The following is a 23,927-nucleotide window of genomic DNA, read 5'->3' on the forward strand; positions in this document are numbered from 1 at the left end:
GTGTGCCCTGGCATGACCTCTCCCGACGCGCTCGTGCGGGTCGCCACGGCCCACGGGGTGACCACGCTCACCCTGGACAGCCCGCACAACCGCAACGCGCTCTCCACACCGTTGATGACCGAACTGCTGGCGGCGCTGGCCGCCGCGGTCGCCGACGACGCGGTCCGGGTGATCGTGCTGGACCACACCGGGCCGGTCTTCTGTTCCGGAGCCGACCTGAAGGAGACCGCGGCGGCGTACGCCAGCGGCTCGGTGCCCGCCGGCATGCTGGGTGACGTGCTCGCGGCGGTCCGGGAGTGCCCGAAGCCGGTGCTGGCCAGGGTCGCCGGCCCGGCTCGGGCCGGCGGCCTGGGCCTGATCGCGGCGGCCGACCTGGCGGTCTGCGCGGCCGAGGCCACGTTCGCCTTCACCGAGGTGCGGATCGGGGTGATCCCCGCGGTGATCTCCGCGACGGTGCTGCCCCACCTGACGACCCGGGCGGCGGCCGAGCTGTACCTGACCGGCGACACCTTCGACGGCCGGCGGGCGGCCGAGATCGGCCTGGTCACCGCCGCGGTGCCGGCCGAGGAACTGGACGCCACGGTGCGGCGGTACTGCGACTCGCTGGTACGTGGTGCCCCCGCGGCGCTGGCCGGGGCGAAGCGACTGCTGCGCCGTCCGCCCGCCGTCGACCTGCGCGCCGAGCTGGCCGAGCTGGCCGAGCTGTCCACCGGGTACTTCCTGTCGGCCGACGGGGTCGAGGGGGTCACCGCGTTCCGGGAGAAGCGGGCACCGCGCTGGGTGGCGGAACTCGGTAGGTGAGGTACGGCCGGGACGGGGAACCTCGGGTTGCGCGTGAGTGCCGGGCGGGGACGGAACCGGTCGGACGACACGTACGGGTCGATGCGGGACGTACGCTTGGCGGACCTTGACACAGGAGGTGCGGGTGCGATCTCGGGCTGTCGCGACGGGCTTCGTGGTCCTCGTCCTGATCGCCGCGATCGGGATGATCGTGGTGCTGAGGCAGGCCGGTGACGGGCTACGGCTGCCGCTGGCCGGCCGGGCCTGCACGGTGCAGGCCGACGGCGAGGTGACGCTCGACTCGCAGCAGATGGCGAACGCGGCGACCATCGCGGCGATCGGCGTGCAGCGCGAGATGCCCGAGCGGGCGGTGGTGGTGGCGCTCGCCACCGCGTACCAGGAGTCCGGGCTGCGCAATCTGACCGGTGGCGACCGCGACTCCGTGGGGCTGTTCCAGCAGCGACCGAGCCAGGGATGGGGCACACCAACCCAGATCCGCGACCCCCGGTACGCGGCTGGCAAGTTCTACGCGGCGTTGAAGAAGGTGCGCGGCTGGCAGGACATGCGGGTCACCGACGCCGCGCAGAAGGTGCAGCGCTCGGCCTTCCCGGAGGCGTACGAGAAGTGGGCCGACGAGTCGCAGGTGCTCACCCGGGCGCTGCTCGGTCACGCCAGCACGGCGGTCAGCTGCTCGGTGGGCGGTGATCCGGTGCTGCGCGGTGCCGCCGCCATCGCCGCGCTGACCGAGGGACTGTCGCTCGACTGGGGCCTGGTGGCCCTCCGCTCCGACGACGACCGGCGGGCGGGCCGGGGCTACTTCAGCTCCGCCGTCGACAGCTACGGCAACCCGACCCTGCTGAAGGTGGGCGTCAACGACTTCGAGCGGAGCCCCGCCGGCAGCCTGACGACCTCCGCCGAGGGCGTGCGGGCCGGCTGGCGGTACACGCACTGGCTGGTCTCCCACGCGAAGGAGCACGGGGTGAAGCGGGTCACCTACGACGGCCGGGAGTGGACCGCCAAGCGCGGCGACTGGAAGCGGTTGCCGGACAGCGACCGGGGCGACACGGAGGTCCTCGCCGAGGTCCACGCCGACGTCTGAGCGACCCCGATCTCCTTACCCGCAGTCACCGCAAAAACCGGCAATTAATCACGTAACACTCCGTCTCGCCACGTTGGGTGACGTGCGGTAGTCGAGCAACCGCCATCAGTCGTCATGCCTGTGGAAAGGTCACGGGGTGCCCCACGGGCCGTCCGGACGCGCGTTACGATCGGCGGCCTGTGCCAGAAATGGTTTCACCTCTTGGGGAGGGGTACGACGTGGCGTTCGACTACGGCGACCGGACCGGCTACGAACCGATCAGTGACGTCGACCGCAAGGAGTTCCACGAGCAGGGCTTTCTCCTGCTGCGAAACGTCCTGACCGAGGATCACCGAGCCGCTCTCGAGGCCGCGGTCGACCGGGTGTACGAGGAGGAGAAGGCCAAGGGCAACACCACCAAGGATGGCACCCTGCACCTGCTGGGTTTCCTCGAGCGGGACGAGCTCTTCGGCGAGCTGCTCACCCACCCGATCGCGTTCCCCTACATGTGGGGCCTGGCGGGCTGGAACATCTACACCCACCACAACCACCTCGACGTGACGCCGCCGGCGTTGGAGCCCGAGAAGCCGTACTGGGGTTGGCACCAGGACGGGTACCGGCAGAACTCCGACCCGGAGACGATGGACCCGAACCTGCCGCGGCCGATGTTCTCGCTGAAGGTCGCCTACGTGCTCTCCGACCTGTCGGAGAAGGGTCGGGGCGCGACGAAGGTGATCCCCGGCAGCCACCTGTGGAACTCGCTGCCCCGCCCGACGGACCTGAGCGTGCACAACCCGGACCCGGAGGGCACCGTCGAGATCACCGCCAACCCGGGTGACGCCTTCATCTTCGACCGCCGTCAGTGGCACTCCCGGTCGACGAACCTGTCGAACATCACCCGCAAGATGCTGTTCGTCGGCTACACCTACCGGTGGATCCGCCCGCTCGACGAGCTGCACCCCGACAAGGACGGCGAGTGGTACCGCAACCGCACGCCGGTGCAGCGCCAGCTGCTCGGTGAGGGCACCCACACGGCCAACTACTGGGGCATCAACTGGGACGGCTACATCGACGACGAGATCCCGCTGCGCAAGGAACTGAAGCAGCGCGGTCTGCTCAACCGCAACATCCCCTGGCTCCGCTGACCGGAGGAGTGACGACAGGCCCCGTGGCCACGCCTGGACGTGGTCCGGGGCCTGTCGTGTCATCTCGGCACGGACCGGCCGGTCGGTCAGCCGGCCGGCTCGCCGACCCGGCGACGCGCCTTCTCCCGGATCGGCTCGGGCAGCTCGTCGGCCGCCAGCAGCCTGGGCAGCAACGACGGCTCCAGGCTGAGCGCGCGGAACACCTCGCCGAGGGTCACCCCGTGCGCCGGCCGGTGCACGATCTCGATCGGGTCGCCGGCACCCACCGCGCCCTCGCGGAGCACCCGCAGGTACGCGCCGGGGGTAGCCCGCGCGGTGAACCGCTTGATCAGATCCGGTACGCCCCAGAAGCCGGCGAAGGTCCGGCACGGCGTGCGTGGCTTGGTCACCTGGAGCAGCGCCTCGCCGACGGCCCACTGCTCGCCGATCACGGCACCGGTCACGTCGACCGCGTACGTGGTGAGGTTCTCGCCGAAGCCACCGGGGCGGATGGTCCGCCCGAGGTCGGCCTCCCACCAGGCGGCGTCCTCCTCCGCGTACGCGTAGACGGCCTGGTCCGGGCCACCGTGGTGGGCCCGCTCGCCGATGAAGTCGCCGGCCACGCCGTCGAAGCGCAGGAGCACCGGCCCATCGGCCGGCCGCTTGTCGATGCCGCTGCGCCCGCTCGCGGCACCGGCCCACGCCGCTTCGGTCACGATCCCGACGTTCACCGATGCCACCCTGCCCGTCATGATCACATTCTACGGGGAACGGCCTCGGCGCGCCGCCCTCGCCCACCCGCGGACGGCTCAGGTCGATCGGCCTCCGGGCGTACCCATGCGCGAAAGGCGCCCGACCTCGGCGGTCGGGCGCCTTTCGACAGGTTCAGCGGTTACCGGTGGGTGACACCCCGGCGGTTGCGGCCCACCCCGGCGACCAGCGCGACGGCGACGGCGGCCAGCAGCACCTGGAGCAGCAGCTCCCGCCAGTCGATGCCGGCGGTCTCGGCGAAGCCGGACGCGCGGGCGATCACGGTGCCGAGCAGCGCGGCACCGACACCGATGAGCATGTGCAGCCAGATCGGCATGTTCTGACGGCCCGGTACCACCAGTCGGCCAAGCGCACCGACGATCAGACCAACGATCAGGGCGGTGATGATGCCCCAGACGGTGAGCTCCATGATCGCTCTCCTTCACGAAAGACGTTCAACGTTTGTGGTGTTCCTGTCGTGACCGCCTAATGCCCGACCCGCGAAGATCCCAAACCGGCTTTTCTGGCCGAGAGATCGCGACCACCCCGAAAGATCGCGCCATCGGCCCACACGCGAACGGGCGCCCGGCCGAGGTGGCCGAGCGCCCGTGGGGACGGCTGCGCCTACGTGCGCCGCCGCACGATCACTTCTTTCCGCTGCCCTTGCCGTCGGAGTCGGAGGAGAGCGCGGCGATGAACGCCTCCTGCGGCACCTCCACCCGGCCCACCATCTTCATCCGCTTCTTGCCCTCCTTCTGCTTCTCCAGCAGCTTGCGCTTACGGCTGATGTCACCGCCGTAGCACTTGGCGAGCACGTCCTTGCGGATGGCGCGGATCGTCTCCCGGGCGATCACCCGGCTGCCGATGGCCGCCTGGATCGGCACCTCGAACTGTTGGCGCGGGATGAGGTTGCGCAGCTTCGCCGCGATGGTGGTGCCGTAGGCGTACGCCTTCTCCTTGTGCACGATCGCGCTGAACGCGTCCACCGGCTCGCCGTGCAGCAGGATGTCGACCTTGACCAGGTCGGACGCCTGCTCGCCGGAGGGCTCGTAGTCCAACGACGCGTAGCCCTTGGTACGGCTCTTCAACTGGTCGAAGAAGTCGAAGATGATCTCGGCGAGGGGCAGCGTGTAGCGCAGTTCCACCCGGTCGGCGGAGAGGTAGTCCATGCCCAGCAGGCTGCCGCGCCGGCCCTGACACAGCTCCATCACCGCGCCGACGTAGTCGTTGGGGGTGAGCACCGTGGCCCGCACCGTCGGCTCGTACACCTCGGCGATCTTGCCGGTCGGGTACTCGCTGGGGTTGGTGACCACGACCTCGTCGCCGTCCTCCTGGATGGCCCGGTAGACCACGTTCGGCGCGGTCGAGATCAGGTCGAGGTTGAACTCCCGCTCCAGCCGCTCCCGGATGATCTCCAGGTGCAGCAGGCCGAGGAAGCCGCAGCGGAACCCGAAGCCGAGCGCACCGGAGGTCTCCGGCTCGTAGGTCAACGCGGCGTCGTTGAGCTTGAGCTTGTCCAGTGCGTCCCGCAGCGCCGGGTAGTCCGACCCGTCGATCGGATACAGGCCCGAGTAGACCATCGGCTTCGGATCCTTGTAGCCGCCGAGCGCCTCGGTGGCCGGCCGGCCGTTGATGGTGACAGTGTCACCGACCCGGGACTGCCGGACGTCCTTCACCCCGGTGATCAGGTAGCCGACCTCGCCGACGCCGAGCGCGTCCGCCTTGACCATCTCCGGCGAGATGACCCCGATCTCCAGCAGCTCGTGGGTGGCGCCGGTGGACATCATCTTGATCCGGTCCCGGGCGCCGATCCGCCCGTCGATCACCCGCACGTAGGTGACCACGCCCCGGTAGACGTCGTAGACCGAGTCGAAGATCATGGCGCGGGCCGGGGCGTCGGCGTCACCGACCGGCGGGGTGAACTGCCGGACGATCTCGTCGAGCAGGTACGGCACGCCCTCGCCGGTCTTGCCGGAGACCCTGATGCAGTCCGCCGGGTCGCCGCCGATCAGGTGGGCCAGTTCCTCGGCGTACTTCTCCGGCTGGGCGGCCGGCAGATCGATCTTGTTGAGCACCGGGATGATGTGCAGGTCGTTCTCGAGCGCGAGGTAGAGGTTCGCCAGCGTCTGCGCCTCGATGCCCTGGGCCGCGTCGACAAGCAGGATCGCGCCCTCACAGGCCGCCAGCGACCGGGACACCTCGTAGGTGAAGTCGACGTGACCAGGCGTGTCGATCATGTTGAGCACGGCCTGCTCGCCGGCCCGCTCGCCCTCGGCGATGGTCCACGGCATCCGGACCGCCTGGCTCTTGATGGTGATTCCGCGCTCGCGCTCGATGTCCATCCGGTCGAGGTACTGCGCGCGCATCTGCCGCGGGTCGACCACGCCGGTGAGCTGCAACATCCGGTCGGCCAGGGTCGACTTTCCGTGGTCGATGTGGGCGATGATGCAGAAGTTCCTGATCCGCGCCGGGTCGGTGGCACCAGGAGCGTTCGCGCCGGGATCGAGCGTCGGTGGCACAGCGGTCCGTTCTGGTCGGCTGACGTGAGCGGGCCGGCACGCGCCGGCCCCCTCTATGCTCCCACGTCCCCGGCGGGCGTCGGCCGGGCGTCCGTCACTCCTGCGGCGGCTCGACGAAGAGGGTGGCGAGCCGGGGCAGTCGGCGGCGGGCCTCCTCCTCGTCGTCCAAGTCCCAGAAGTCGTTCAGGTCGGGCTGCCGGATCGCCTCGCGCTCCCCCGGCAGGTCGCTCGCGGTGGCTCTGCGGTACGCGTCCCACGGCACCGCGAGCATGTCCGCGCACTCGAACTCCTCGCCGCTGAGCGAGGCGGACCGGATCTGTGGCAGCTCGGCCAGCGAGTCCGGGTCGGCGACCGCCCGGGCGAACACCTCCCGTCCCTGGGTAATCAGCCAACCCCGGAAGTACTCGAAGCCGTCGTCGGAGGCACCACCGTTGATCAGGTAGGCGGCGCCCCAGAGATCGACCCGGTAGGACGCGGTGAGGACCCGTTGCTGGTGGTGGGCGTACCCGACGATCTCCTCGGGGTCGCGGGCGGCGAGCAGCGCGACGGCCCGGGCGGCGACGGCGTCCGGCTCTCCCCCGCCGGTGCGGGCGCGGTCGATCAACTGCCAGAAGTCGTCGGTCCTCATGGCCCGCCAGTCTGGCAGACGCCGCCCCGGGCATCCGGATCCGCGCCGGAGGTCGCCCGCCCGGCCGGCCACCGGGCAGCATGGTCGGGTGAGTTCTGCGTCCCCGCCCGCGTACCATGCCACCGCGCAGCGGCCCGAGTGGTCGGCCCTGCCGGCGCGGCTGCGGGCCGCGGTGGCCACCCGGCTCGGCGCCCCGGTGGTCCAGGCCCGGACCGCCGGTGCCGGCTTCACCCGCGGCTTCGCCGCCCTGCTGCGCACCGCCGACGGGCGCCGCGCGTTCGTCAAGGCCGCGCCGCACGCCGAGCAACCGCACCTGGTCGACTGGTACGCCCGGGAGGCCGCGATCCTGAGCCGGCTACCGGCCGGGCTGCCGGTGCCCCGCCTCCGCTGGACGCTGTGGGAGGCGGGCTGGTTCGTCCTGTGCCTCGACGCCGTCGACGGTCACACCCCCCGGCTGCCCTGGGAGCAGGTCGAACTGACCGCCACCCTCACCGCGTTCACCGGCGTCGCCGAGGCGCTCGCCGATCCTCCGGCCGAGTTGACCGCCCTCGGCCTGCCCCACCTCGCCGACCTGGCGCGCGAGGACATCCTCTGGTGGGGCGAGGTCGCCGCCGGCCGGGAACCGGTGCCGCCGCTACCCGCCCCGGCCCGGGGACGGCTGGCCGAGCTGGTGGCGCTGGAGTCGCGCCTGCCCGGATACGCCGCCGCCGCGACCGGGCTGACCCACGGCGACCTGCGGATCGACAACGTGCTCGTCGACACCACCGGTGCGGCCTGGTTCTGCGACTGGTCGTGGCTGTGTCACGGGCCGGCCTGGTTCGACCTGGTCACCCTGCTGATCAGCGGATACGCCACCGGGCTGGACGTCGACGCGCTCTTCGCCGCCCACCCGGCCGCCGCCGACGCACCCGACGACGCCCTGGATGTCGCGCTCGCCGCCCTGGCCGGTTACCACCTCACCGCCGCGACATCGGCGCCACCCACCGCGTCGCTTCACCTGCCCGCCCACCACCGCTGGACCGGCGAGCATGCCCTCGCCTGGCTCTCCCACCGCCGCACCTGGACCTGACCCCACCCCACCCCCACCCCCACCCCCACCCCCACCCCCACACCGTTGATCATGAGGTTAGCGGCAGTTTGAAGATCAACAATTGCCGCTAACCTCATGATCAACCAGGGCAGGTGGGGGGTGGGGGGTGGGGGGTGGGGGGTGGGGCGGGAGGCTGTTTTGGCCTGTTCGAGCCGACCTGGTAACCTGGCTCTTCGCGCAGCGATGACGCATGCTCGTCGCGCGCACAAGCTGACCAACCCGAGCTATCAAGACGAGGCTGTCGCGTGGCGAACATCAAGTCCCAGATCAAGCGCAACCGGCAGAACGAGAAGCGCCGGCTGCGTAACAAGTCGGTCAAGTCGTCGCTGAAGACCGCCATCCGCAAGTTCCACGAGGCCGCTGAGGCCGGTGACGTCGAGAAGGCCACCGCCCTCATGCAGGATGCCTCGCGCAAGCTGGACAAGGCGGCCAGCAAGGGCGTCATCCACGGCAACCAGGCCGCGAACCGCAAGTCCGCCATCGCCAAGCGCGTCGCGTCGCTCGCCTCCTGAGTAGCGCCCAGTCCTGACGGAAGCCCCGAGGCGATGCCTCGGGGCTTCCGCACGTCCGTCCACCGGTCGTGCTCCCGTCCGGGCCCGACCGGTCGCCCGGTTCAGGAGCCGGGCTCGGCGGTGCCCGGTCGAGGTCCGGTCCCATCCCGATCCGCTGCCCGCCGGCTGCGGCCCGTCGCCTCGTGGCGCGCGTCGTGCGGGTTCCCACCCGCGCCGTCCGTGGGCCGGTCGGGTGCGCTGCCGAGGGCAGGCGGACGCTGCCGTGCCGCGCCGGGGTGCTCCACCTCCGCCGGCCCGGGCCGCACCACGACGCCGGGCACGCTGTGCCGCAGCCAGTCGACCCGGGCCCGGCCGACCACCGGCTCCATCTGTCGGCGGAACCGGTCGCGTTCCTGCTCGGGTACGGCTGCGGCGGAGCGCACCACCGCCGCGGCCACCAGATCGTTGAGCTTGACCATCACGGCCACCGTGGCGGGTAGCACGAGCACCGCCCACCAGGTCACCAGTTCCGCGAGCGCGAGCAGCGCCGCCAGCGCGATCGCGCCCTCGAAGAAGATGAAGCAGAGCACCCCGCCCGGGTTGACGAAGCGCAGGCCGAGCGCCCGCGCGTAGAACGGACGGTACCGTTCCTCCTCGGCCGGGATCGTGGCCCACGAGCCACGGAGGGCTCCGCTCACCTGACGCCGCCCCGCCGGGCTGCCGCCACCGAGAAGACCGCCTTCTCCAGCGCGTACGCCCGGTCGTCGGAACCGCCCTTGACCGCCGCGTTGCACTCCGCCGCCGCCCGCATGGCCAGGACCAGCCCGTCGGGGGTCCAGCCACGGGCCTGCCGTTGGGCCCGTTCCACCTTCCACGGCGGCATGCCGAGGCTGCTGGCGAGTTGGTAGGGACTACCCCGGCCGGCCGAGGCGACCCGGGCGACCGTACGGATGCCGTCGGCGAGGGCATCGGCGATCGGCACCGGATCCACCCCCACGTGCAACGCCCAGCGCAGCGCCTCGAGAGCACCCGGCAGGTCACCGACCATCGTGGCGTCCGCCACCGTGAAGCCGCTCACCTCCACCCGCCCCCGGTAGTAACGTGCCACCGTGTCGGCACCGATCCGGCCGTCGGTGTCGGCGATCAGCTGGGAGCAGGCCGCCGCGAGTTCGCGCAGGTCGTTGCCGACCGCGGCGATCAGCGCCTCGGCGGCGTCGTCCGTGCACCGTCCGCCGGCCCGGCGGATCTCGTCGCGGACGAAGGCCACCCGATCGCGGTGGCCCTTCAGCTTCGCGGCGGGCACCACCCGGGCACCGGCCGACTTCAAACCGTCGGCGAATGCCTTGCCCTTCGCGGCACCGAGATGCGTCACCACGAGCTGCACCTCGGGATCGGGGTTCTTGGCGTACGCCAGCAGGGCGGCGACCAGGTCCTTGCGGGCATCCTGACCGGACCGCAGCACCAGCACCCGACGCCCGCCGAACAGCGACGGGCTGAGCATCTCGTCGATCTCACCGACGGTGAGCTGACCAGCCTGGTACTCGCGCACGTCGACACCGGGGTCGGCGGCCCGGGCGGCGGCCACGGTTTCGGACACCGCGCGCGTGGCGAGCAGCTCCTCGTCGCCGAGGACGAGCACAATAGGAGCGGCACTGGCGGCGGTCACGCCGCCCATATTCGCACGCTCGGCCGGTCGGTCCAGTCTGCTCGTCCAGACTCTGCCGGTGGACCCCGCACTCAGCGCAAATCCAGACATAGAACTTATCTCCGTCTTTATGTCGTGAATTGCTGTCGATTCATGGTGGCGGGCGGCTCCGGTCGACGCCGGCACTCACCACCGCCAGCCCTCGGGGCGACCGCACCACCGCCACGTCACCGCCGACGTCGGTACGCAGCACCCGGGCTCAGCCCCGGGCCAGCCGGGCCAGCACCGCCCCGTTGGGGTGGCCGTAGCTATTCCCCGCGCCGACCGGCACCACCGCCACCGCCGGCCGCACCGCGTCAAGAAAGGCCGGATCCTGGTACGCGCTGCCGTGGTGGGCGACCTTCAGCACGTCGGCCCGCAGCCCGTCCGGCGGCAGCCGTTCCCGCAGCGCCCGCTGTTCCTCCACCTCGGCGTCGCCGGTCAGCAGGATCCGCACCCGGTCGACCGTGGCGAGCAGCACCAGGGAGTTGTTGTTCGGATCCGAACGGGTTCCGCGCATCGGGTACGGCGGGCCGAGCACGGTCAGGTCGACCCCGCCGGCCCGGTAGCGCCAGCCCGGCGGTGCGGCGACGACCGGCGTGCGGTGTGTCGCGGCGGTGCCGCGCACCAGGTCCCGGCCGGCCACCGGCTCCGGCCACTGCGGAACCAGCACCGTGTCCACCCGCCGGTCCCGGAAGATCCCGGCCACCCCGCCGGTGTGGTCCACGTGGAAGTGGCTGACGACCAGCAGCGACACCCGACGCACACCGAGCCGACGCAGGCAGGCGTCCGCCGCCGCCGGATCCGGACCGGCGTCCACCACGACCGCCTGCCCGGCCGCCACCGGCAGCAGTACCGTGTCGCCCTGACCCACCGCGCAGGCCGTGACGACCCAACCGTGCGGCGGCCAGCCGGGCGCGACCACCCGCACCGGCAGCGCGCCCAGCACGACCGCGACGGCGCAGACCGCCACCAGACGGCGCACCACCGGGCGTCGGGCGGCGACCAGCAACGCCACGGTCAGCACCGTCAGCAGCAGCGCCCCGGACACCCCGCCCGGCCATGGCAGGTTGCCCGCCGGCAGCCGCGCGCCGTACCGGGCGACCAGCACCAGCCACCACGCCGGCCAGTGCGCCAGCCAGGCGAGCAACTCGGCCCCGCCGGGCCAGATCGGCGAGAGCGTCGCCGCCGCGACGCCGAGCACCGTCGCGGGCGCGATCGCCGGCACCGCGAGCAGGTTCGCCGGCACCGCGACCAGACTGACCGTGCCGGTCAGGCCGGCGACCACCGGCGCACAGGCGAGTTGTGCGGCGGCCGGCACCGCGAGCGCCTCGGCCACCCCCGGCGGTACGCCCCGCCGGCGCAGACCGTCCCGCCATCCCGGCGCGAGCAGCAGCAGACCGCCGGTGGCCAGTACGGACAGCGCGAAGCCGGGATCACCGGCCAGATCCGGGTCCACCAGTACCAGCACCGCGACGGCGGCAGCCAACGCGGGCACCGCCGCCCGGGGGCGACCGGCCGCCAGCGCGGCGAGCCCGATCGCGCCCATGGTGGCCGCGCGTACCACGCTCGGCGACGGCCGGACCAGGATGACGAAGCCCACCAGGGCCAGCCCGCAGAGACCGACAGCCAGCGTCGGACTGGCTCGGGCCCAGCGGGCCAGCAACAGCACCGCCCCCACGACGATCGCGACATTCGATCCGGAGAACGTGACTTGAGGAGGTGAGTCAAGACCAGAACGGCCCCGGCAGGTGCGCCAACACCTGTGATCCGGGGCCTTGACCGACGCAGGAGGTCGGCCCGCTGTGAGTGTAGAAGCTGTCTCTTGGGCGTTGAACGACGCGCCCGACGTTCCCCCCGCCTGCTTGGCTGTACTGATCGGCCTCGCCAACCACGCGCACGCCAACGGCCGAGCCGCGTACCCGTCTCAGGAACGGCTCGCCCACTACGCCCGGAAGTCGACCCGCTCGATTCGTACCGACCTGGCGACGCTCGAACGGCTCGGCATCATCCGGCGCGGCGATCAGCGGCACGTCTTCCACCTGCCGACCGACCGGCGGCCGGTTGTCTGGGATCTCGCGATGGAGCGTCGCCGCACCGTTCCCGGTTCGCTTGACCCGTTCGCCGAGCCGGCATCCGGCAAGCCGACCGAGGTTCCCGAGGCTGTGGATAACCGCCCGGAAGCAGGCTTCCCCCCGGTGGAGACCGGCCGGAAGCACACTGCCGAGCGGCCGGAAGCAGGCTTCCGCACCGGCCGGAAGCAGGCTTCCTACGAACCGTCCTTGAACCATAAAGAACCGTCCTTCCGCGCAAGCGCGGGAGAGAGTTCTCCGAAGATCAACGGCAAGAAGACCTTCACCCCGCGCGCTCTCACTGGTGCTGCGCTGCCCGTACAGCGGGGCGTGGAGCAGTGCCCGAGGCACCGGGGTATGCCTGCCCACCGTTGCGGCGCGTGCCGCTCTGAGGCGCTGGCGGGTGGCCGATGAACGCCACCGCTGCCTACGCCCTGGTCCTGGTCCTCATCGGCGGACCCGTGGCGATGCTCTCGCCGTTCGTCATCGCTCGCCTGCTGGTCAACCAGCACGCCGACCAGGTTGCCGCCGACACCACCGCCCGCACCGCCCGCAAGGAGATCCGCCCGTGAACCTCACTTCGGTTGCCTCTCGCCTGAGCACCGGTCTCGTTGCCCTGGTCGCCGGCTACGCCTCGTTCTCCCACATCTTCGCCGTTGCCCGGTCGGCCGGTGAGCACGTCTCGGTTGCCGCTGTGCTCCCGCTGTCCATCGATGGGCTGATCCTGGTCGGCACGCTGGCGATGCTCGACGACAAGCGCAGCGGCCGGAAGCCTCGCCTGTCCGCTCGGCTGGCTGTGGCGTTCGGCATCATCGCCACCCTTGCCGCCAACATCGCATCGGCTCAGCCGACCTGGACGGCACGAGCAGTCGCCGCCGTCCCGCCGATCGCCTTCCTACTTGCCGTCGAGGTGCTGTCTCGGCGAGGCAAGCTGATTCACCCTGAGCCCGTCCAGCAGGTCAAGCCGGTCACCGCCGCTGAGCCGGTTGCCGTCGAGCCCGAGCCGGTCAAGGCTCAGCCGGTCAAGCGGACCACCGAGCCGAGCCGCAAGCCGGTTCCCCGGTCGCTCACGTCGGCTGACCGCGTGATGGCCGCTTGCCTGGCCGAGCCCGAGGCGAACAACGCCCGGCTTGCCGAGTTGGCCGGGGTAAGCCTGGCAACGCTCAAGCGGTACAAGCCGAAGCGGGTAGCGACAGGTTCGGCTTCCCCGGCGCAGCCTGCCGAGACCGTCGTCAACGGGCGTACGCCCGAGCTGGCCGGGGTGACGGCATGACCGAGCTTGAGCGGGCTCTCCGCAAGCTACAGCGCAAGCACACCGTGTCGCGGGTGGCCTACCGGTACCTCTCCGGTAGGCCGCTCAGCGGCAAGCCTGGCTACCCGTACCGCCACCGGGGACCGGGCCTGCTGGCCGGCTGGCAGCGTCAGATGATCCGGCTCAGCGTGCCGGCTACCGCTGCGCTGGCCGTGGCTCAGCCCGAGCAGGTCGGCTCACTGATCGGCTCCGCTGCGCTGGTGACCGGCTACCGGCTCAGGCGACGGTTCACCATGCGCCGGTTCAACCGGGAGTACGTAACGCCGACCCTGGCTGCCCTCGCCCCGGCGATGGGCCTACAGGCCGGCGTACGCCTGCACGTTGATCCGTCGTTGGGCAACCTCACTCCCCGGCTGGCGAAGCCGCTGAGCCCGGCTGAGACAGCCGTGCGGACCTGGTACGGCGAGCACGTCGAGCCGATCATCCGGTGGCTTCCTGAGCGCGCTCAGCGGGCAGCCTGGTCGGTGCAGCGCAAGGCCAAGCCGGTCACGTCCAAGCTGGCCGTGTTCCGCCGGCCCGTCGATGGCGACCAGGGTCCGCGTATCGAGCTGACCGCAGACACCCCGTACCTGACCAAGGAACAACGGCAGTTGGTGTCGTCCATCATCGGCAGCAAGATCCCCGTTGCCGACCTGGTCGAGTCATGGCACCAGGTCGGCCCTCGGGTGCGTGCCGTCTGGACTGTGCGCAAGCGTCCCCCGGCTCGGGTCGGCGTCGACCAGGTCGCCGAGCACCTGCCCCGGCTGGCCGAGTGGGAGTTCTACATCGGGCAGGGTGCGGGCGATCAGCCGGTGATCCTGTCCCTGCGGGACGACTCGCCGCACATCGCCGTATCGGCCGGAACGGGTGCGGGCAAGAGCGTGCTCGCCGAGTTGGTCGCCGTGCAGGTACTCGCCAGGGGTGGCCGGGTGGTCATCCTCGACCGCAAGGGCTCGCACCGTTGGGCACTCGGGCTGGCTGGCGTCGACTACTGCACCAAGCCGACGCAGATGCACGACGTGCTCGTGCGCCTGGCCGCGCTCGCCGATGAGCGGAACAGCTTGGCCATGCACGAGGCTGAGGACTGGGACCCCGGTCCGCGCGTGCTGGTCATCGCCGAGGAGCTGAACGCCACCATCGGGCAACTGGTCAACTTCTGGGCAGAGGCACGCGGCAAGGGAGACCCCAAGCGCTCCCCCGCCGTCTCCGCACTGGCTGACCTGCTGTTCATGGGTCGCAGCGCCAAGGTCAACGTGCTAGCCATCGCGCAGATGCTCACCGCTCGGGCCATCGGCGGACCCGAGGCGCGGGAGAACTTCGGCATCAGGTGCCTCGCCCGGTACACCGCGAACAACTGGAAGATGTTGGTGCCCGAGGCGGCCATGCCGCGCGCCTCGCGCACCCTCGGCCGGTGGCAGATCGTCATCGGCGGACAAGCCACCGAGACGCAGGTTGCCTACCTGTCTGCCAGCGAGGCTCGGGCGCTTGCATGTCCCCGGTCCCCGGAGACATCCCAGGTCAACGCCCTATCAAGCCCTGCCGGGGACTTCCTGACGCTGCGTCAGGCGGTAGATGCCGGAGTGCTCCCCTGGTCTCACGAGGCAGCCAAGAAGCGGCTACAGCGGGGAGTCGGTGAGGTGCCCAAGCCGCGAGGCAAGCAGGGGAACGCTGACCTGTACGCACGGCAGGACCTAGCTGTGTGGTCTGGGGCACCAGTAGCGAGGCGAGTAACCGACTGAGTACCCGGACCAATAAATCTCCGTCACCCTGTCGCAGCCTTCTGGGTGGTACGGGTAGCCTGCAACTTGATAGTAGAAGTCGCTACTAAGTCCGATGCGACTGGAGGAAGACCCCCGCCCCAGGTTTCCCAGGCCGCGAGGCGGAGGCCCTTCCCGCTTGATGTGGGCCTAGCTGACGGTCGTCAGTTGGGCCCGCATCCGTTTCCGGCCAGGGTTATCGCCAGGCCGGCGGCGTAGGTGAGCACCTTGAGTGCCAGTGCTACCCACTCCCCGACGTCCCGCCACCGGTTGGCGTTGGTCCGCCGGTCCCTCCTCGGGCCAGAAGGCCCCTTACGGCGCATGGTCACTCGCCATCCCTCCCGAGATCGCAGATCCGGGGGACCGTCCCCCGCGCGTCGGGGCGATGCCTGCCAGCCTTGATCTCGGTGACCAGGTAGGTCTGTTTCGTGCGCCGGAGACACCATAGCGAGCATGCCCACTGTCCGGCGTGACCAGGCACCTGATCGCACTAGCGTACGAACCCTCCTCCCGTACCCTTCTGAGGGTTGAACAGGGGGAGCGGCACCGCCCCGACGCCTGAACTCTGAAACATAAATCACGCTCGACACGCCTGGACTGTGCGCTATGCCTGGTTGTGCACGCAGCGACGGTTGAACCTCGGACAGCAGGAAGCGCCGGTCACCATCGTGGGATGGCCGGCGCTTCCTGCTGTGCTGGGGCAGTCGATCGCAACGCTCAGCCTCGCCCGCCTCTCACGCGGACTCGATTGCGGCTTCCGCACGATCGAGGTAGTCCCACCACTCTTCATCCTGACGATGGCAGGAGGCCAAGAGGTTCGCCGCCGAGACGAAGGCAAGGATGATGACGCTCTCGCTCGGCAGTTCGTCGGCGAACGGCTCACCGTTCACCAGCTTGCGGAGGAACGTGCTCACTTCCGCCTGGGTGGCCTGAGCCCAAGGCTCTGCACGGGCGATCTCAACTGCAACCGCCTCGGTCTCCTGCTCGCTCGGCTTGCCGTTGTGGGTGTCCCGAAGAACGTAGAGCGTCACGGACAACGCGAGAGCTACTGCATCCTTGACGGCCTGGTCATCCGGGAACACCTTGAGCGCAGCGTCGAGCCTGTTGAAGTCCCGCTTGACAGCCGCGTCAAGCGCGCTGCGCACCAGCGGCTCAACCCGCTTGCTGATCTCCATCCCGCTCCTTCTCATCGCGTCGCTTGTTGAGCCATGACTTGCCGGCACCGACCGCCGCGCCAACCGCGAGAGCGGTTCCCACGATGGCCTTGGCTTGCACAGGCATGATCTCCGAGACGGTAGCCCACAGTGCACTACCTGTGGCAGCACCGAAACCCAGAGCTTCCGGCGAAACGCGCTCCTTCCGTGCCGGTGGCCCGGCTGGGTTGCGTTCGGCCCTATCGCGCTGCGCCCTCGACGCATCCGAAGCGTTCGGTGCCGCGCTCGGCACTGCCGGTCGCAGTTGCGGCGCTGCGATGGGTGGTTGGCCTGACCCGCTACCACCACCCTCACTCAGTTTCCCAGCGCTTGAACCTTGCTGATGGTGGTCTGTACCTGCTGCTTCGCTGCGGGCGCACGTCCGGCGATCTGCCCGACCGCCTCCACCAACTGGTCGATCTGCCCCGTGAGCTGACCTGAACTGCCCTGCAACGCACCGGCCACAAGCTGCCTGGCCTCTGCGGCATCCTGCCTCGCCGCAAGTAGCTTGGCCTGCGCCTCGTCCAGCTTTCGCGTTGCAGCAGTCAACTGCGCGATGATCTGTGCCGCACTCACATGCCCTCCCCCTGATGCCAGCGCCCGGCACACTCACCGAGCGTGATTAGTCGGCAGCAGCTTACGCAAGGTGACCTCACGTATGCATGCCCGTGACTGCCGCTAGCACCCAAGATCATGCAGCGCAACCCTGCGCAGCCTCCAAGGCAAGAACCCGACAGCCCGCTACCGTGTGGCTGGACGGCATGGAACGCTCGCGCGATGGCGCGACGCAAGATCGAGACGGGGCAGTGGTTGAACAAGCTCTACTACGGCGACAACCTCGATGTTCTGCGCGAACATATACCGTCGGAATCCATAGACCTTGTATATCTTGATCCCCCCTTCAACTCGAATCGCTCATACAACGTCCTCTTCAAGGAGAAGGGCGGCGACGAGGCGCAGGCGCAGATCGAAGCGTTCGATGACACGTGGACTTGGAGCCATGATGCCGAGGCGCTGTACATCGACTTGCTAAACGGGGATGCGCCTAACGCGGTCAAGGATGCACTTGAGGCTATGCGCAAGCTGCTCGGCGACAACGACGTTCTCGCCTACTTAGTCATGATGACTGCTCGACTTATCGAACTGCGCCGCGTCCTGAAGCCGACCGGCTCGCTGTACTTGCACTGCGACCCAACAGCTAGCCACTACCTCAAGATTCTGCTTGATGCCATCTTCGATGCTCGAAACTTCCGTAACGAGATTATCTGGCAACGCACCAACCCTAAGGGGTTGATGACTCGCAGGCTACCCAACAACCATGATGTGATCCTGGGCTATGCGAAGTCGGAAGATAGCCTCTGGAACGAGGATGCCGTATTTCAGCCCTACGATGAGAACGACCTAGATGAACGTACGAAGTCGAAGTATCGCTACCGCGATCCCGATGGTCGTCTCTACCGACTCGCAAGCCTCCTAAACCCCAACCCGGATCGCCCCAACCTCACCTATGAATTCCTGGGAGTTACGCGGGTGTGGAGGTGGACCAGAGAGCGGATGCAAGAGGCGTACGAGCAAGGAATCGTTGTGCAGACCGCGCCGGGCCGGGTTCCACAGATGAAGCGCTACTTGGAAGAGCAGCGCGGTCGTCCTATCGGCGACATCTGGACCGACATCCTGCCGATCAATTCGCGGGCAGCAGAACGTCTCGGTTATCCAACCCAGAAGCCACTAGCCCTTCTAGAACGCATCCTCGCCATGGCATCGAGTGAGGGGAGCGTTGTCCTAGACCCCTTCGCGGGCTGCGGTACAACTATCGATGCCGCCCAGAAGCTCGGCCGCCGGTGGGTCGGCATCGACGTGACAACGCTCGCTATCGACTTGATCGATGCCCGGCTGCGCCACACGTACGGTGAGGGAATCCGCAAGACCTACGAGGTCCTGGGTATCCCCCGAGACCTCGCAGGGGCCCAAGCCCTCGCCAAGCGCTCGCCGTTCGAGTTCGAGCGCTGGTGCGTAATGACCATCGACGGTCAGCCGAACGAGAAGCAGGTGGGGGATCGCGGCATCGACGGCGTGATCAGGTTCCCGATCGACGGCAAGGGTAACTCTGACAAGATCCTCGTTTCAGTCAAGGGCGGCGCGACCAATCCGGGACACGTACGGGACCTGATCGGGACAGTGCAGTCTCAACGGGCCGGGATGGGTGTCTTCATCTGCATGAACAAGCCCACCAAGGCGATGGCCGAAGCGGCGAACCACAGTGGTCTGTACGTACACCCGGCGAACGGCCAGAAGTTCCCGAAGGTGCAACTCATCACCGTCGAAGAACTACTTCAAGGAAAGCGGCCCACGCTGCCCAACACCCTGTTGCCCTACTTCCAGGCACAGAAGCGAGTCGACAAGGGCGACCAGGGCACGCTGTTCGGCTGATCAGGGGCAAGGAGTGCAGCATGGGCACCATCAAGAGCAACCGCCGCGAAGAGCGAGCCGCAGCCGAGGCCGCAGCCTGCGAAGCATGGATTCAACGGCAGCTTGCCAAGGCTCCTACCCCAACGTGGGAGCAGTGGGAAGCCGCCAACGCGATCCTCGGCATCAAGGTTCAACCTCGGGAGCGGACGACGGGAGAGGCCGAGGGTTAGCGCCGGCAGCGCCGCTGGTCCTCCGCCTCTCTCTCGGCGGCAGCCTCGCGGCGACAAGCGTCGACGTGGGCCTGGGCGATGATCTGCCAGAACTTCTCCCAACATTCGGCCTTGGTCGGCACTCGCATCTCCCTTCGGGTGGGGGTATGACCCCTTGCGCAACGATTCACCGACCGCCAAGTGATAGCAGCGGAGATCGCGCGCAGCCCCAGGGAACTTTAGAACCAACCCCCTCCAGAGGGCCCTGGACGACCTTACCCAGGGCCCGTAGTGGGTTGCGTTACCTCTATCGTCCGCGCATCTGGCGGGCCCACTCCACGAATCCCCGAGCCATCCTCAGGTAGCTGGCTCTCTGGTCTGCGCTGAGCCTCGAATCTTGCGCAGCCTTGAGCCAGCCTTCCGCGTGGTCGCGGAGCACCTTGTACGCGAGGTCGTTCACCGGTTCGCACCGTCCTCCGCCTCGGCGATGGCGGTATCGAGGTCGTCAAGGGTCAGCTCACGGGGTGCCGGGGGCGGTGGCGGCTCGATGGCCACGCGCAGACGTAGCCGGTCGGCCGGCGGGATGATCACGCCGCGCAGTAGCCGGTCTACGGTGTCCAGCGCGACGGCGCTCTTGCCCTTGGTGCGTCCTCGGCTGGCGTACTCGCCGTTGAGATAGGCGCTCAGCTCGCCGAAGCAGAACTTGGCGTACGCCCAGTCAACGCCGGTCATGATGCCGGCTTGCGGGGAGTCCATCAGTGCCGACCACATCTCGCGCGCCGTCTGGTGCCACTCGGGGTCGGCGGCGGGGATGAGTACCTGAGTCTCGGCGCGCAGCACAATCACTGGTGCGGCGTTTCGTTCGGCCCGGACCTGGTCGCGCTCGCGGCTGTAGTCGTCGTGGCTCCTCATGCGGCCTGCCCAGGGATATCGCCCATGCTCACGACTAGGTCGGTCTGGCCGTCGACGACCGACACGACAGCCGACTCAACCCACGGGGAGCCCTCGACGTACTGCATGTTGAAACCGCCGCCAGGGTAGAAGTTTCTCTGCGGCTTGCCGATGATCCGCTCCAACTCCTGCCGGAACAGGTCCGCCGGGAGCACCTGACCCGCCGGGGTGGCGATGCGGACGCGGGCAACGCCGCGCATCTTGCCGTTGTCGGTCACGGTGTCGTACCCGGCCGGCACCAGGCTGCCATCCTTATCCTGGGTCATCATCTGAACGCCCCAGATGTAGATGGTCGGGCTGGTGGTGGTCGCCGGCTCGCGCCAGTCGGTCGAGTTGACCGAGACGGCGAAGCCGTGCAGGCCGAGCACCAGGTGGTTCGCGTCGATGGTGTCGGCCAGGTGCTGCTTGATCGTGATGGCCACGATGATCACACTCCTCACGTGTGTTGGGGTTGCTCGTAAAGCGACATGGACACGGGCTCAGCAAGCCCGCTCAGATGCTCTGAGGGGCGCTCAGATCCCCGTGCCCACGACACGGATGGGGCCGCTCTGATCCGCTGGCAGGAGGCCGCTGAGCAACGGGGCAGGGCACTCCGCGGAGTACCCCGCCCGATCGCTCCGTCAGGCAGCGGCCTTGCTGACCAGGGTGAAGGTCGCCTTGACCTTGGCGTGCGCAGAAATCCGCTTGGCCGTGTCGGCCGGAAGCAGCTCGACGCCAGTGACGTCCGCGCTCTCCACTCGGCCGACGCCGGGTACGAAGGCGCCCTTCTGCTTGGCGATCGTCTCCTTGGTTCGGTCCGCGAGCTGTTCGAGGCCGTAGTAGCCGCTCACCTCGAAGTCGGCCCGGACGGTACGCCGGATCAGGTCGCCGTCGCTGGTCTGACTAACCAGCTCATGCGACGGAACATAGACGTGGACGTTGTTGACCGTCGCGCTTCCGCCCGCGTTCAGCCCAGTGATCATGCCGCCTGCCCACTGGTCACGAACCGTACGCTTACCGCCAGCGCTCACCATCTCCTGCGCGACGTTGAACGCCACTTCCGCGACCTCGGCGCTGGACGGCTCGTCGGACGAGATGACGGGGATCTCTGGCCTGACATCGCTCAGCATGATCCGGACCCCGCAACCATCGGGCCGGTTGTTGACCATCACCGTCACATCGGCGACGCTCTTCTGATCGATGAGTTCGGCGAGCGCCTTGCGCACCTGGTCACCGGTGAACGGCGCACCCTTCGGCACCACGATGGACATGTAAACGGTCCCGGCGAGGATGCCCGTCGCGAGGTCGGCCCGCGTCGGCTCCGACTGCCAGAGGTAGACCGCCGGCACAGCCGGCTCTACCGGGGGCTGCGGCACGACGGAGATCGGGAAGCCATAGAGCCCGAAGTCGAAGACGTTCTTCTCGATGATCTCCCGCAGCCACTCCGCCAACGTCGGGTTAGCCTGCGCATCGGCGAGATCCACGGCGCGCTCAGCTTCGGCGAGGGCCTTGCGGGCGGAAGGGATCAGGCGCTTCGCCCGGTCGGCGGCGAGGTCAGCGGTTGCCATGTCGGAGACCGAGATGGTCTCGTCACCGATGTCGAGTCGGTCGCGAAGATCCTCCGCCGCCTCCTGCGCCTGGGCGTACTCCTCCTCCCGCCGGACAAGCAGATCCCGCGCTTCGGCGAGGCGGGTGCGGGCATCGGCGAGAGCGTCGGCGAGGGTGGGAATGGTGGTCTTGTTCTTGGTAGTAGCCACTGGTGGTGATCCTTCTTCCGTTCGATTCAGAGCGGCCAGTCGGCCGCTCATGAGGGGTTACAAGCCCTGAGGGCATGCGAGAGGTGCCGGCCTCCGGCCGGCGTCCTTCCGTGTTGGGTGTGCTGAGTGCCGACCTCCGGCCGGCGTCTCCTGACTCCGCTGGCGATGGCCCCTCCGGGGCCTCATCTCCTCGCCGCTGCCTGGCAAGTCTGCGCAGCGGTACGCACCGCAGCGGCGCAGCGCGAAGCGGGTGCCGGGCGGTAGGGCCTACGGCGTTGCCTGCATCGCCACGGCCCAGGGGTCTTCATCCTCGGCCGGCTTGAAGTTCTCGACGTTGTTAGGGAACTGACTCGGCTTGGCGAGGATGCCGATGGGCAGAGTAGAAGCAGATAGGGGCAGATAGAGAGCAGATGGTGTCGACGGGGCCGACATGTCATGTCGATCCGGTCGACAAGTGATGTCGACGGGGTCGACATGTTCAGTCGATGGCACCGACAGCGGCTGTCCCGACATGTCGACGAGATCGACATGCTGAGTGTCGACGGGGTCGACATGTTCGGTCGGCTCTTGCCGTAGCCAGATGTCTACCCGTCGCCGGTTCGGTCGATCGACCCTGGCGAAGTACCGAGAAACCTGCGGACGCTCGACCAGTTCCGACATGCTGCCTCGGTCGCACTTCGCGGACCCAGCGAGCCGGGACAGGCTGCGCTTCACCTTGAAGCTGGCGTTGTCAGTCCCGATCGCCGCTGCGACCAACACTGCCTTCTCGCGAGTGTCGAGGCTGTCGTCAGCCATGACGCAACGGATGAAGTCCAGGGGGCGGAAGTGGCTCTCCACTCTCTGCTTGCTCACTGGGTCTTCACCCTCTCGGGAATCGTCATGATCCACACGTCGCGGTCGACTGGAATCAGCCAGCCCTTGATGGTCAGCGCGTCTACGTCCTCGCGCACCTGGTCCACGGTCATGCCCGTGTCTCGCGCCCACTCTTCGAGAGTCAAGCGGAACGGTGGGCTGACTCTTGCCGTCGCCGGCTTCCGGCTTCGCTTGCGGCTCACTGGTCGGTCACCTCCTGATCTCGTCTGCCGCTGGGAAGTAGGCGATGCCGTTGGGGGCCCGTCTGTTCGCTGCGCCGCTGATGCTCCGGTACCACTGCGCAAGCTCCGACGGACCGTCGTTGCCGATGTCCAAGGAGTCGAGCCCTCCGGAGAGGTCCGGTGATGCGACCGGCTCTCGGCTGCGCTCGATCCGCTCGGCTTCCCGTGCCAGCCGCACGGCCTCTACATGCTCGCCTCGCTCGGCTTCCAGCGCCTCAGCGATGGCAACGGCCCGGTTGATCCTGGCGTCACTCACCGGCATGCCGTCCGGGCCCGCGCTTCAACCTCCGCCAGGGGGTATAGAACCCTCCCAAGGTGCTTGATGTAGCGCATCGTTGAGCGTCCCTCGCTGCGCTGGTTGATCAACGTGCGAGCACTGAGGCCAAGGCGCTTCGCCGCCGTCAGCGTGTCCAGATAGGCGACGCCATCCACTACGTGCACTGCTGACTACTCCGTTCCGCCCTCGTTGCGGGCATGGGTTGGGGCGGCCATAGACGGCCGCCGTATCGTGAGGTGAGGTAAGACCTGGCCTACCGGCGCGAGGTCAAGAGAAGCGCCACGGCGACGAGGCCGAAGCGCTCTCTATATACGTATGTGTTCACTAACGCCTGAGCTGCGGTTATGCGGCTGTCGACTGCCATGCCCCGCGCTTCATCAGCTCGTGATGGAACGGGTTTACGCACTCGGCCTGGGCGCAGACTCGCTTGGCCACCCGGCGGCAGTCAGGACTACCGCCCTGGAGCAGGCTCCAGAGCACGCGCGTAACGCCTTGACGCTTGCCCATCAGTCGCACGATGGCTCGCCCATCGGAGTTGTGCGCACCAAGCCAGAACCAGTGTGAGGCGCGATGCGAACGGAGGTCGGCGAGGCTGTCAGCGGTTCCGTCGAGGGCGTCAACCCACAGCCGGCGTACCAGGTTGGCCCGCCAGGCGTAGCGATCCTGTAGATGATCCTGCGCGGGCGGAAGGCACACCATGTCGGCTGGGTAGAGGCTGCGGTACGTCGGCACCCTCACCGCTGGCCCGACAGCAGACCGCGCAACTTGGCGCGCTGTAGAGGGGTGAGCGGGGG

General features: G+C 68.8%; 25 protein-coding genes and 1 pseudogene. 11 read left to right on the plus strand and 15 right to left on the minus strand.

Annotation, left to right across the window (positions count from 1 at the left end):
* Positions 1-12: 12 nt before the first annotated feature.
* From V5O40_RS09395 to V5O40_RS09405, 3 genes are all read left to right on the plus strand, one after another.
* On the plus strand, positions 13-801 hold the full coding sequence (locus tag V5O40_RS09395) for an enoyl-CoA hydratase-related protein (RefSeq protein WP_332905110.1): 789 nt from the start codon (positions 13-15) through the stop codon (positions 799-801).
* Between the two features lie 118 nt (positions 802-919).
* A complete protein-coding gene (locus V5O40_RS09400) occupies positions 920-1,879 on the plus strand; it encodes a hypothetical protein (RefSeq protein WP_332905166.1) in 960 nt (319 codons plus the stop codon).
* Positions 1,880-2,097: 218 nt separating this feature from the next.
* A complete protein-coding gene (locus V5O40_RS09405; RefSeq protein ID WP_281582053.1) occupies positions 2,098-3,003 on the plus strand; it encodes a phytanoyl-CoA dioxygenase family protein in 906 nt (301 codons plus the stop codon).
* A gap of 86 nt (positions 3,004-3,089) precedes the next feature.
* On the opposite strand, the gene V5O40_RS09410 is transcribed toward V5O40_RS09405, so the two are convergent.
* From V5O40_RS09410 to V5O40_RS09425, 4 genes are all read right to left on the minus strand, one after another.
* Positions 3,090-3,734: an MOSC domain-containing protein gene (locus V5O40_RS09410; RefSeq protein WP_332905111.1), complete on the minus strand. Its 645-nt coding sequence runs from the start codon at positions 3,732-3,734 to the stop codon at positions 3,090-3,092.
* A gap of 140 nt (positions 3,735-3,874) precedes the next feature.
* Positions 3,875-4,162, minus strand: a complete 288-nt coding sequence (locus V5O40_RS09415; RefSeq protein WP_164449407.1) for a GlsB/YeaQ/YmgE family stress response membrane protein — start codon at positions 4,160-4,162, stop codon at positions 3,875-3,877.
* A 214-nt stretch (positions 4,163-4,376) separates the two neighbouring features.
* Entirely contained in the window at positions 4,377-6,251 is a 1,875-nt protein-coding gene (gene lepA, locus V5O40_RS09420) for a translation elongation factor 4 (RefSeq protein ID WP_332905112.1), read from the minus strand.
* A gap of 94 nt (positions 6,252-6,345) precedes the next feature.
* Complete coding sequence (locus tag V5O40_RS09425) at positions 6,346-6,879, minus strand: DUF4240 domain-containing protein (RefSeq protein ID WP_332905113.1); 534 nt, start codon at positions 6,877-6,879, stop codon at positions 6,346-6,348.
* Between the two features lie 88 nt (positions 6,880-6,967).
* Here V5O40_RS09425 and V5O40_RS09430 point away from each other — a divergent pair, with 88 nt between their 5' ends.
* Together V5O40_RS09430 and rpsT are read left to right on the plus strand one after the other, a co-directional pair.
* On the plus strand, positions 6,968-7,948 hold the full coding sequence (locus V5O40_RS09430) for a phosphotransferase family protein (RefSeq protein WP_332905114.1): 981 nt from the start codon (positions 6,968-6,970) through the stop codon (positions 7,946-7,948).
* A 266-nt stretch (positions 7,949-8,214) separates the two neighbouring features.
* The gene (gene rpsT, locus V5O40_RS09435; protein WP_278179234.1) at positions 8,215-8,481 is read left to right on the plus strand and encodes a 30S ribosomal protein S20; all 267 of its coding nucleotides are present in this window, start codon (positions 8,215-8,217) and stop codon (positions 8,479-8,481) included.
* Between the two features lie 101 nt (positions 8,482-8,582).
* Here the strand turns inward: rpsT and V5O40_RS09440 are convergent, their stop codons facing one another.
* The 3 genes and pseudogenes from V5O40_RS09440 to V5O40_RS09450 form a co-directional block, all read right to left on the minus strand.
* A complete protein-coding gene (locus tag V5O40_RS09440; RefSeq protein WP_332905115.1) occupies positions 8,583-9,158 on the minus strand; it encodes a hypothetical protein in 576 nt (191 codons plus the stop codon).
* Positions 9,155-10,135 carry a DNA polymerase III subunit delta gene (holA, locus tag V5O40_RS09445; RefSeq protein ID WP_332905116.1) on the minus strand — a complete coding sequence of 327 codons (981 nt, stop codon included), beginning with the start codon at positions 10,133-10,135 and terminating at the stop codon, positions 9,155-9,157. The genes V5O40_RS09440 and holA overlap by 4 nt, the downstream gene beginning before the upstream one ends.
* Positions 10,136-10,256: 121 nt before the next feature.
* Positions 10,257-11,849 (minus strand): annotated as a pseudogene (locus tag V5O40_RS09450) (ComEC/Rec2 family competence protein); the annotation flags it as partial.
* Positions 11,850-11,976: 127 nt separating this feature from the next.
* Here V5O40_RS09450 and V5O40_RS09455 point away from each other — a divergent pair.
* The 4 genes from V5O40_RS09455 to V5O40_RS09470 are packed head-to-tail and all read left to right on the plus strand — an operon-like array spanning position 11,977 to position 15,246.
* The gene (locus V5O40_RS09455) at positions 11,977-12,630 is read left to right on the plus strand and encodes a helix-turn-helix domain-containing protein (RefSeq protein WP_332905117.1); all 654 of its coding nucleotides are present in this window, start codon (positions 11,977-11,979) and stop codon (positions 12,628-12,630) included.
* On the plus strand, positions 12,627-12,788 hold the full coding sequence (locus V5O40_RS09460; protein WP_332905118.1) for a hypothetical protein: 162 nt from the start codon (positions 12,627-12,629) through the stop codon (positions 12,786-12,788). Before V5O40_RS09455 ends, V5O40_RS09460 begins: the two co-directional genes overlap by 4 nt.
* Positions 12,785-13,489, plus strand: a complete 705-nt coding sequence (locus tag V5O40_RS09465) for a DUF2637 domain-containing protein (RefSeq protein WP_332905119.1) — start codon at positions 12,785-12,787, stop codon at positions 13,487-13,489. The genes V5O40_RS09460 and V5O40_RS09465 overlap by 4 nt, the downstream gene beginning before the upstream one ends.
* Positions 13,486-15,246, plus strand: coding sequence for a type IV secretory system conjugative DNA transfer family protein (locus tag V5O40_RS09470; RefSeq protein ID WP_332905120.1), 1,761 nt, complete (start codon positions 13,486-13,488; stop codon positions 15,244-15,246). The genes V5O40_RS09465 and V5O40_RS09470 overlap by 4 nt, the downstream gene beginning before the upstream one ends.
* Positions 15,247-15,428: 182 nt before the next feature.
* Here the strand turns inward: V5O40_RS09470 and V5O40_RS09475 are convergent, their stop codons facing one another.
* The 3 genes from V5O40_RS09475 to V5O40_RS09485 form a co-directional block, all read right to left on the minus strand.
* On the minus strand, positions 15,429-15,593 hold the full coding sequence (locus V5O40_RS09475; protein ID WP_332905121.1) for a hypothetical protein: 165 nt from the start codon (positions 15,591-15,593) through the stop codon (positions 15,429-15,431).
* 405 nt (positions 15,594-15,998) lie between these two features.
* Entirely contained in the window at positions 15,999-16,439 is a 441-nt protein-coding gene (locus V5O40_RS09480; RefSeq protein ID WP_332905122.1) for a hypothetical protein, read from the minus strand.
* Positions 16,440-16,772: 333 nt separating this feature from the next.
* The gene (locus tag V5O40_RS09485; RefSeq protein ID WP_332905123.1) at positions 16,773-17,033 is read right to left on the minus strand and encodes a DUF6244 family protein; all 261 of its coding nucleotides are present in this window, start codon (positions 17,031-17,033) and stop codon (positions 16,773-16,775) included.
* Between the two features lie 201 nt (positions 17,034-17,234).
* On the opposite strand from V5O40_RS09485, the gene V5O40_RS09490 reads away from it, so the two are divergent.
* Both V5O40_RS09490 and V5O40_RS09495 read left to right on the plus strand, forming a co-directional pair.
* Positions 17,235-18,887, plus strand: coding sequence for a DNA methyltransferase (locus tag V5O40_RS09490; RefSeq protein WP_332905124.1), 1,653 nt, complete (start codon positions 17,235-17,237; stop codon positions 18,885-18,887).
* Between the two features lie 20 nt (positions 18,888-18,907).
* On the plus strand, positions 18,908-19,096 hold the full coding sequence (locus V5O40_RS09495) for a hypothetical protein (protein WP_332905125.1): 189 nt from the start codon (positions 18,908-18,910) through the stop codon (positions 19,094-19,096).
* Positions 19,097-19,531: 435 nt separating this feature from the next.
* Here the strand turns inward: V5O40_RS09495 and V5O40_RS09500 are convergent, their stop codons facing one another.
* The 5 genes from V5O40_RS09500 to V5O40_RS09520 all read right to left on the minus strand — a co-directional run bounded on the left by V5O40_RS09500 (position 19,532) and on the right by V5O40_RS09520 (position 23,112).
* A complete protein-coding gene (locus V5O40_RS09500) occupies positions 19,532-19,987 on the minus strand; it encodes a phage terminase small subunit (protein ID WP_332905126.1) in 456 nt (151 codons plus the stop codon).
* The gene (locus V5O40_RS09505) at positions 19,984-20,448 is read right to left on the minus strand and encodes a hypothetical protein (protein ID WP_332905127.1); all 465 of its coding nucleotides are present in this window, start codon (positions 20,446-20,448) and stop codon (positions 19,984-19,986) included. The genes V5O40_RS09500 and V5O40_RS09505 overlap by 4 nt, the downstream gene beginning before the upstream one ends.
* Before the next feature lie 198 nt (positions 20,449-20,646).
* Positions 20,647-21,762, minus strand: coding sequence for a hypothetical protein (locus V5O40_RS09510; RefSeq protein ID WP_332905128.1), 1,116 nt, complete (start codon positions 21,760-21,762; stop codon positions 20,647-20,649).
* Positions 21,763-22,029: 267 nt separating this feature from the next.
* Complete coding sequence (locus V5O40_RS09515; protein WP_332905129.1) at positions 22,030-22,614, minus strand: hypothetical protein; 585 nt, start codon at positions 22,612-22,614, stop codon at positions 22,030-22,032.
* A 210-nt stretch (positions 22,615-22,824) separates the two neighbouring features.
* Complete coding sequence (locus V5O40_RS09520; RefSeq protein WP_332905130.1) at positions 22,825-23,112, minus strand: hypothetical protein; 288 nt, start codon at positions 23,110-23,112, stop codon at positions 22,825-22,827.
* Between the last annotated feature and the right edge of the window lie 815 nt (positions 23,113-23,927).

This window comes from Micromonospora palythoicola (assembly GCF_036689795.1).
Classification (GTDB): Bacteria; Actinomycetota; Actinomycetes; order Mycobacteriales; family Micromonosporaceae; genus Micromonospora; species Micromonospora palythoicola.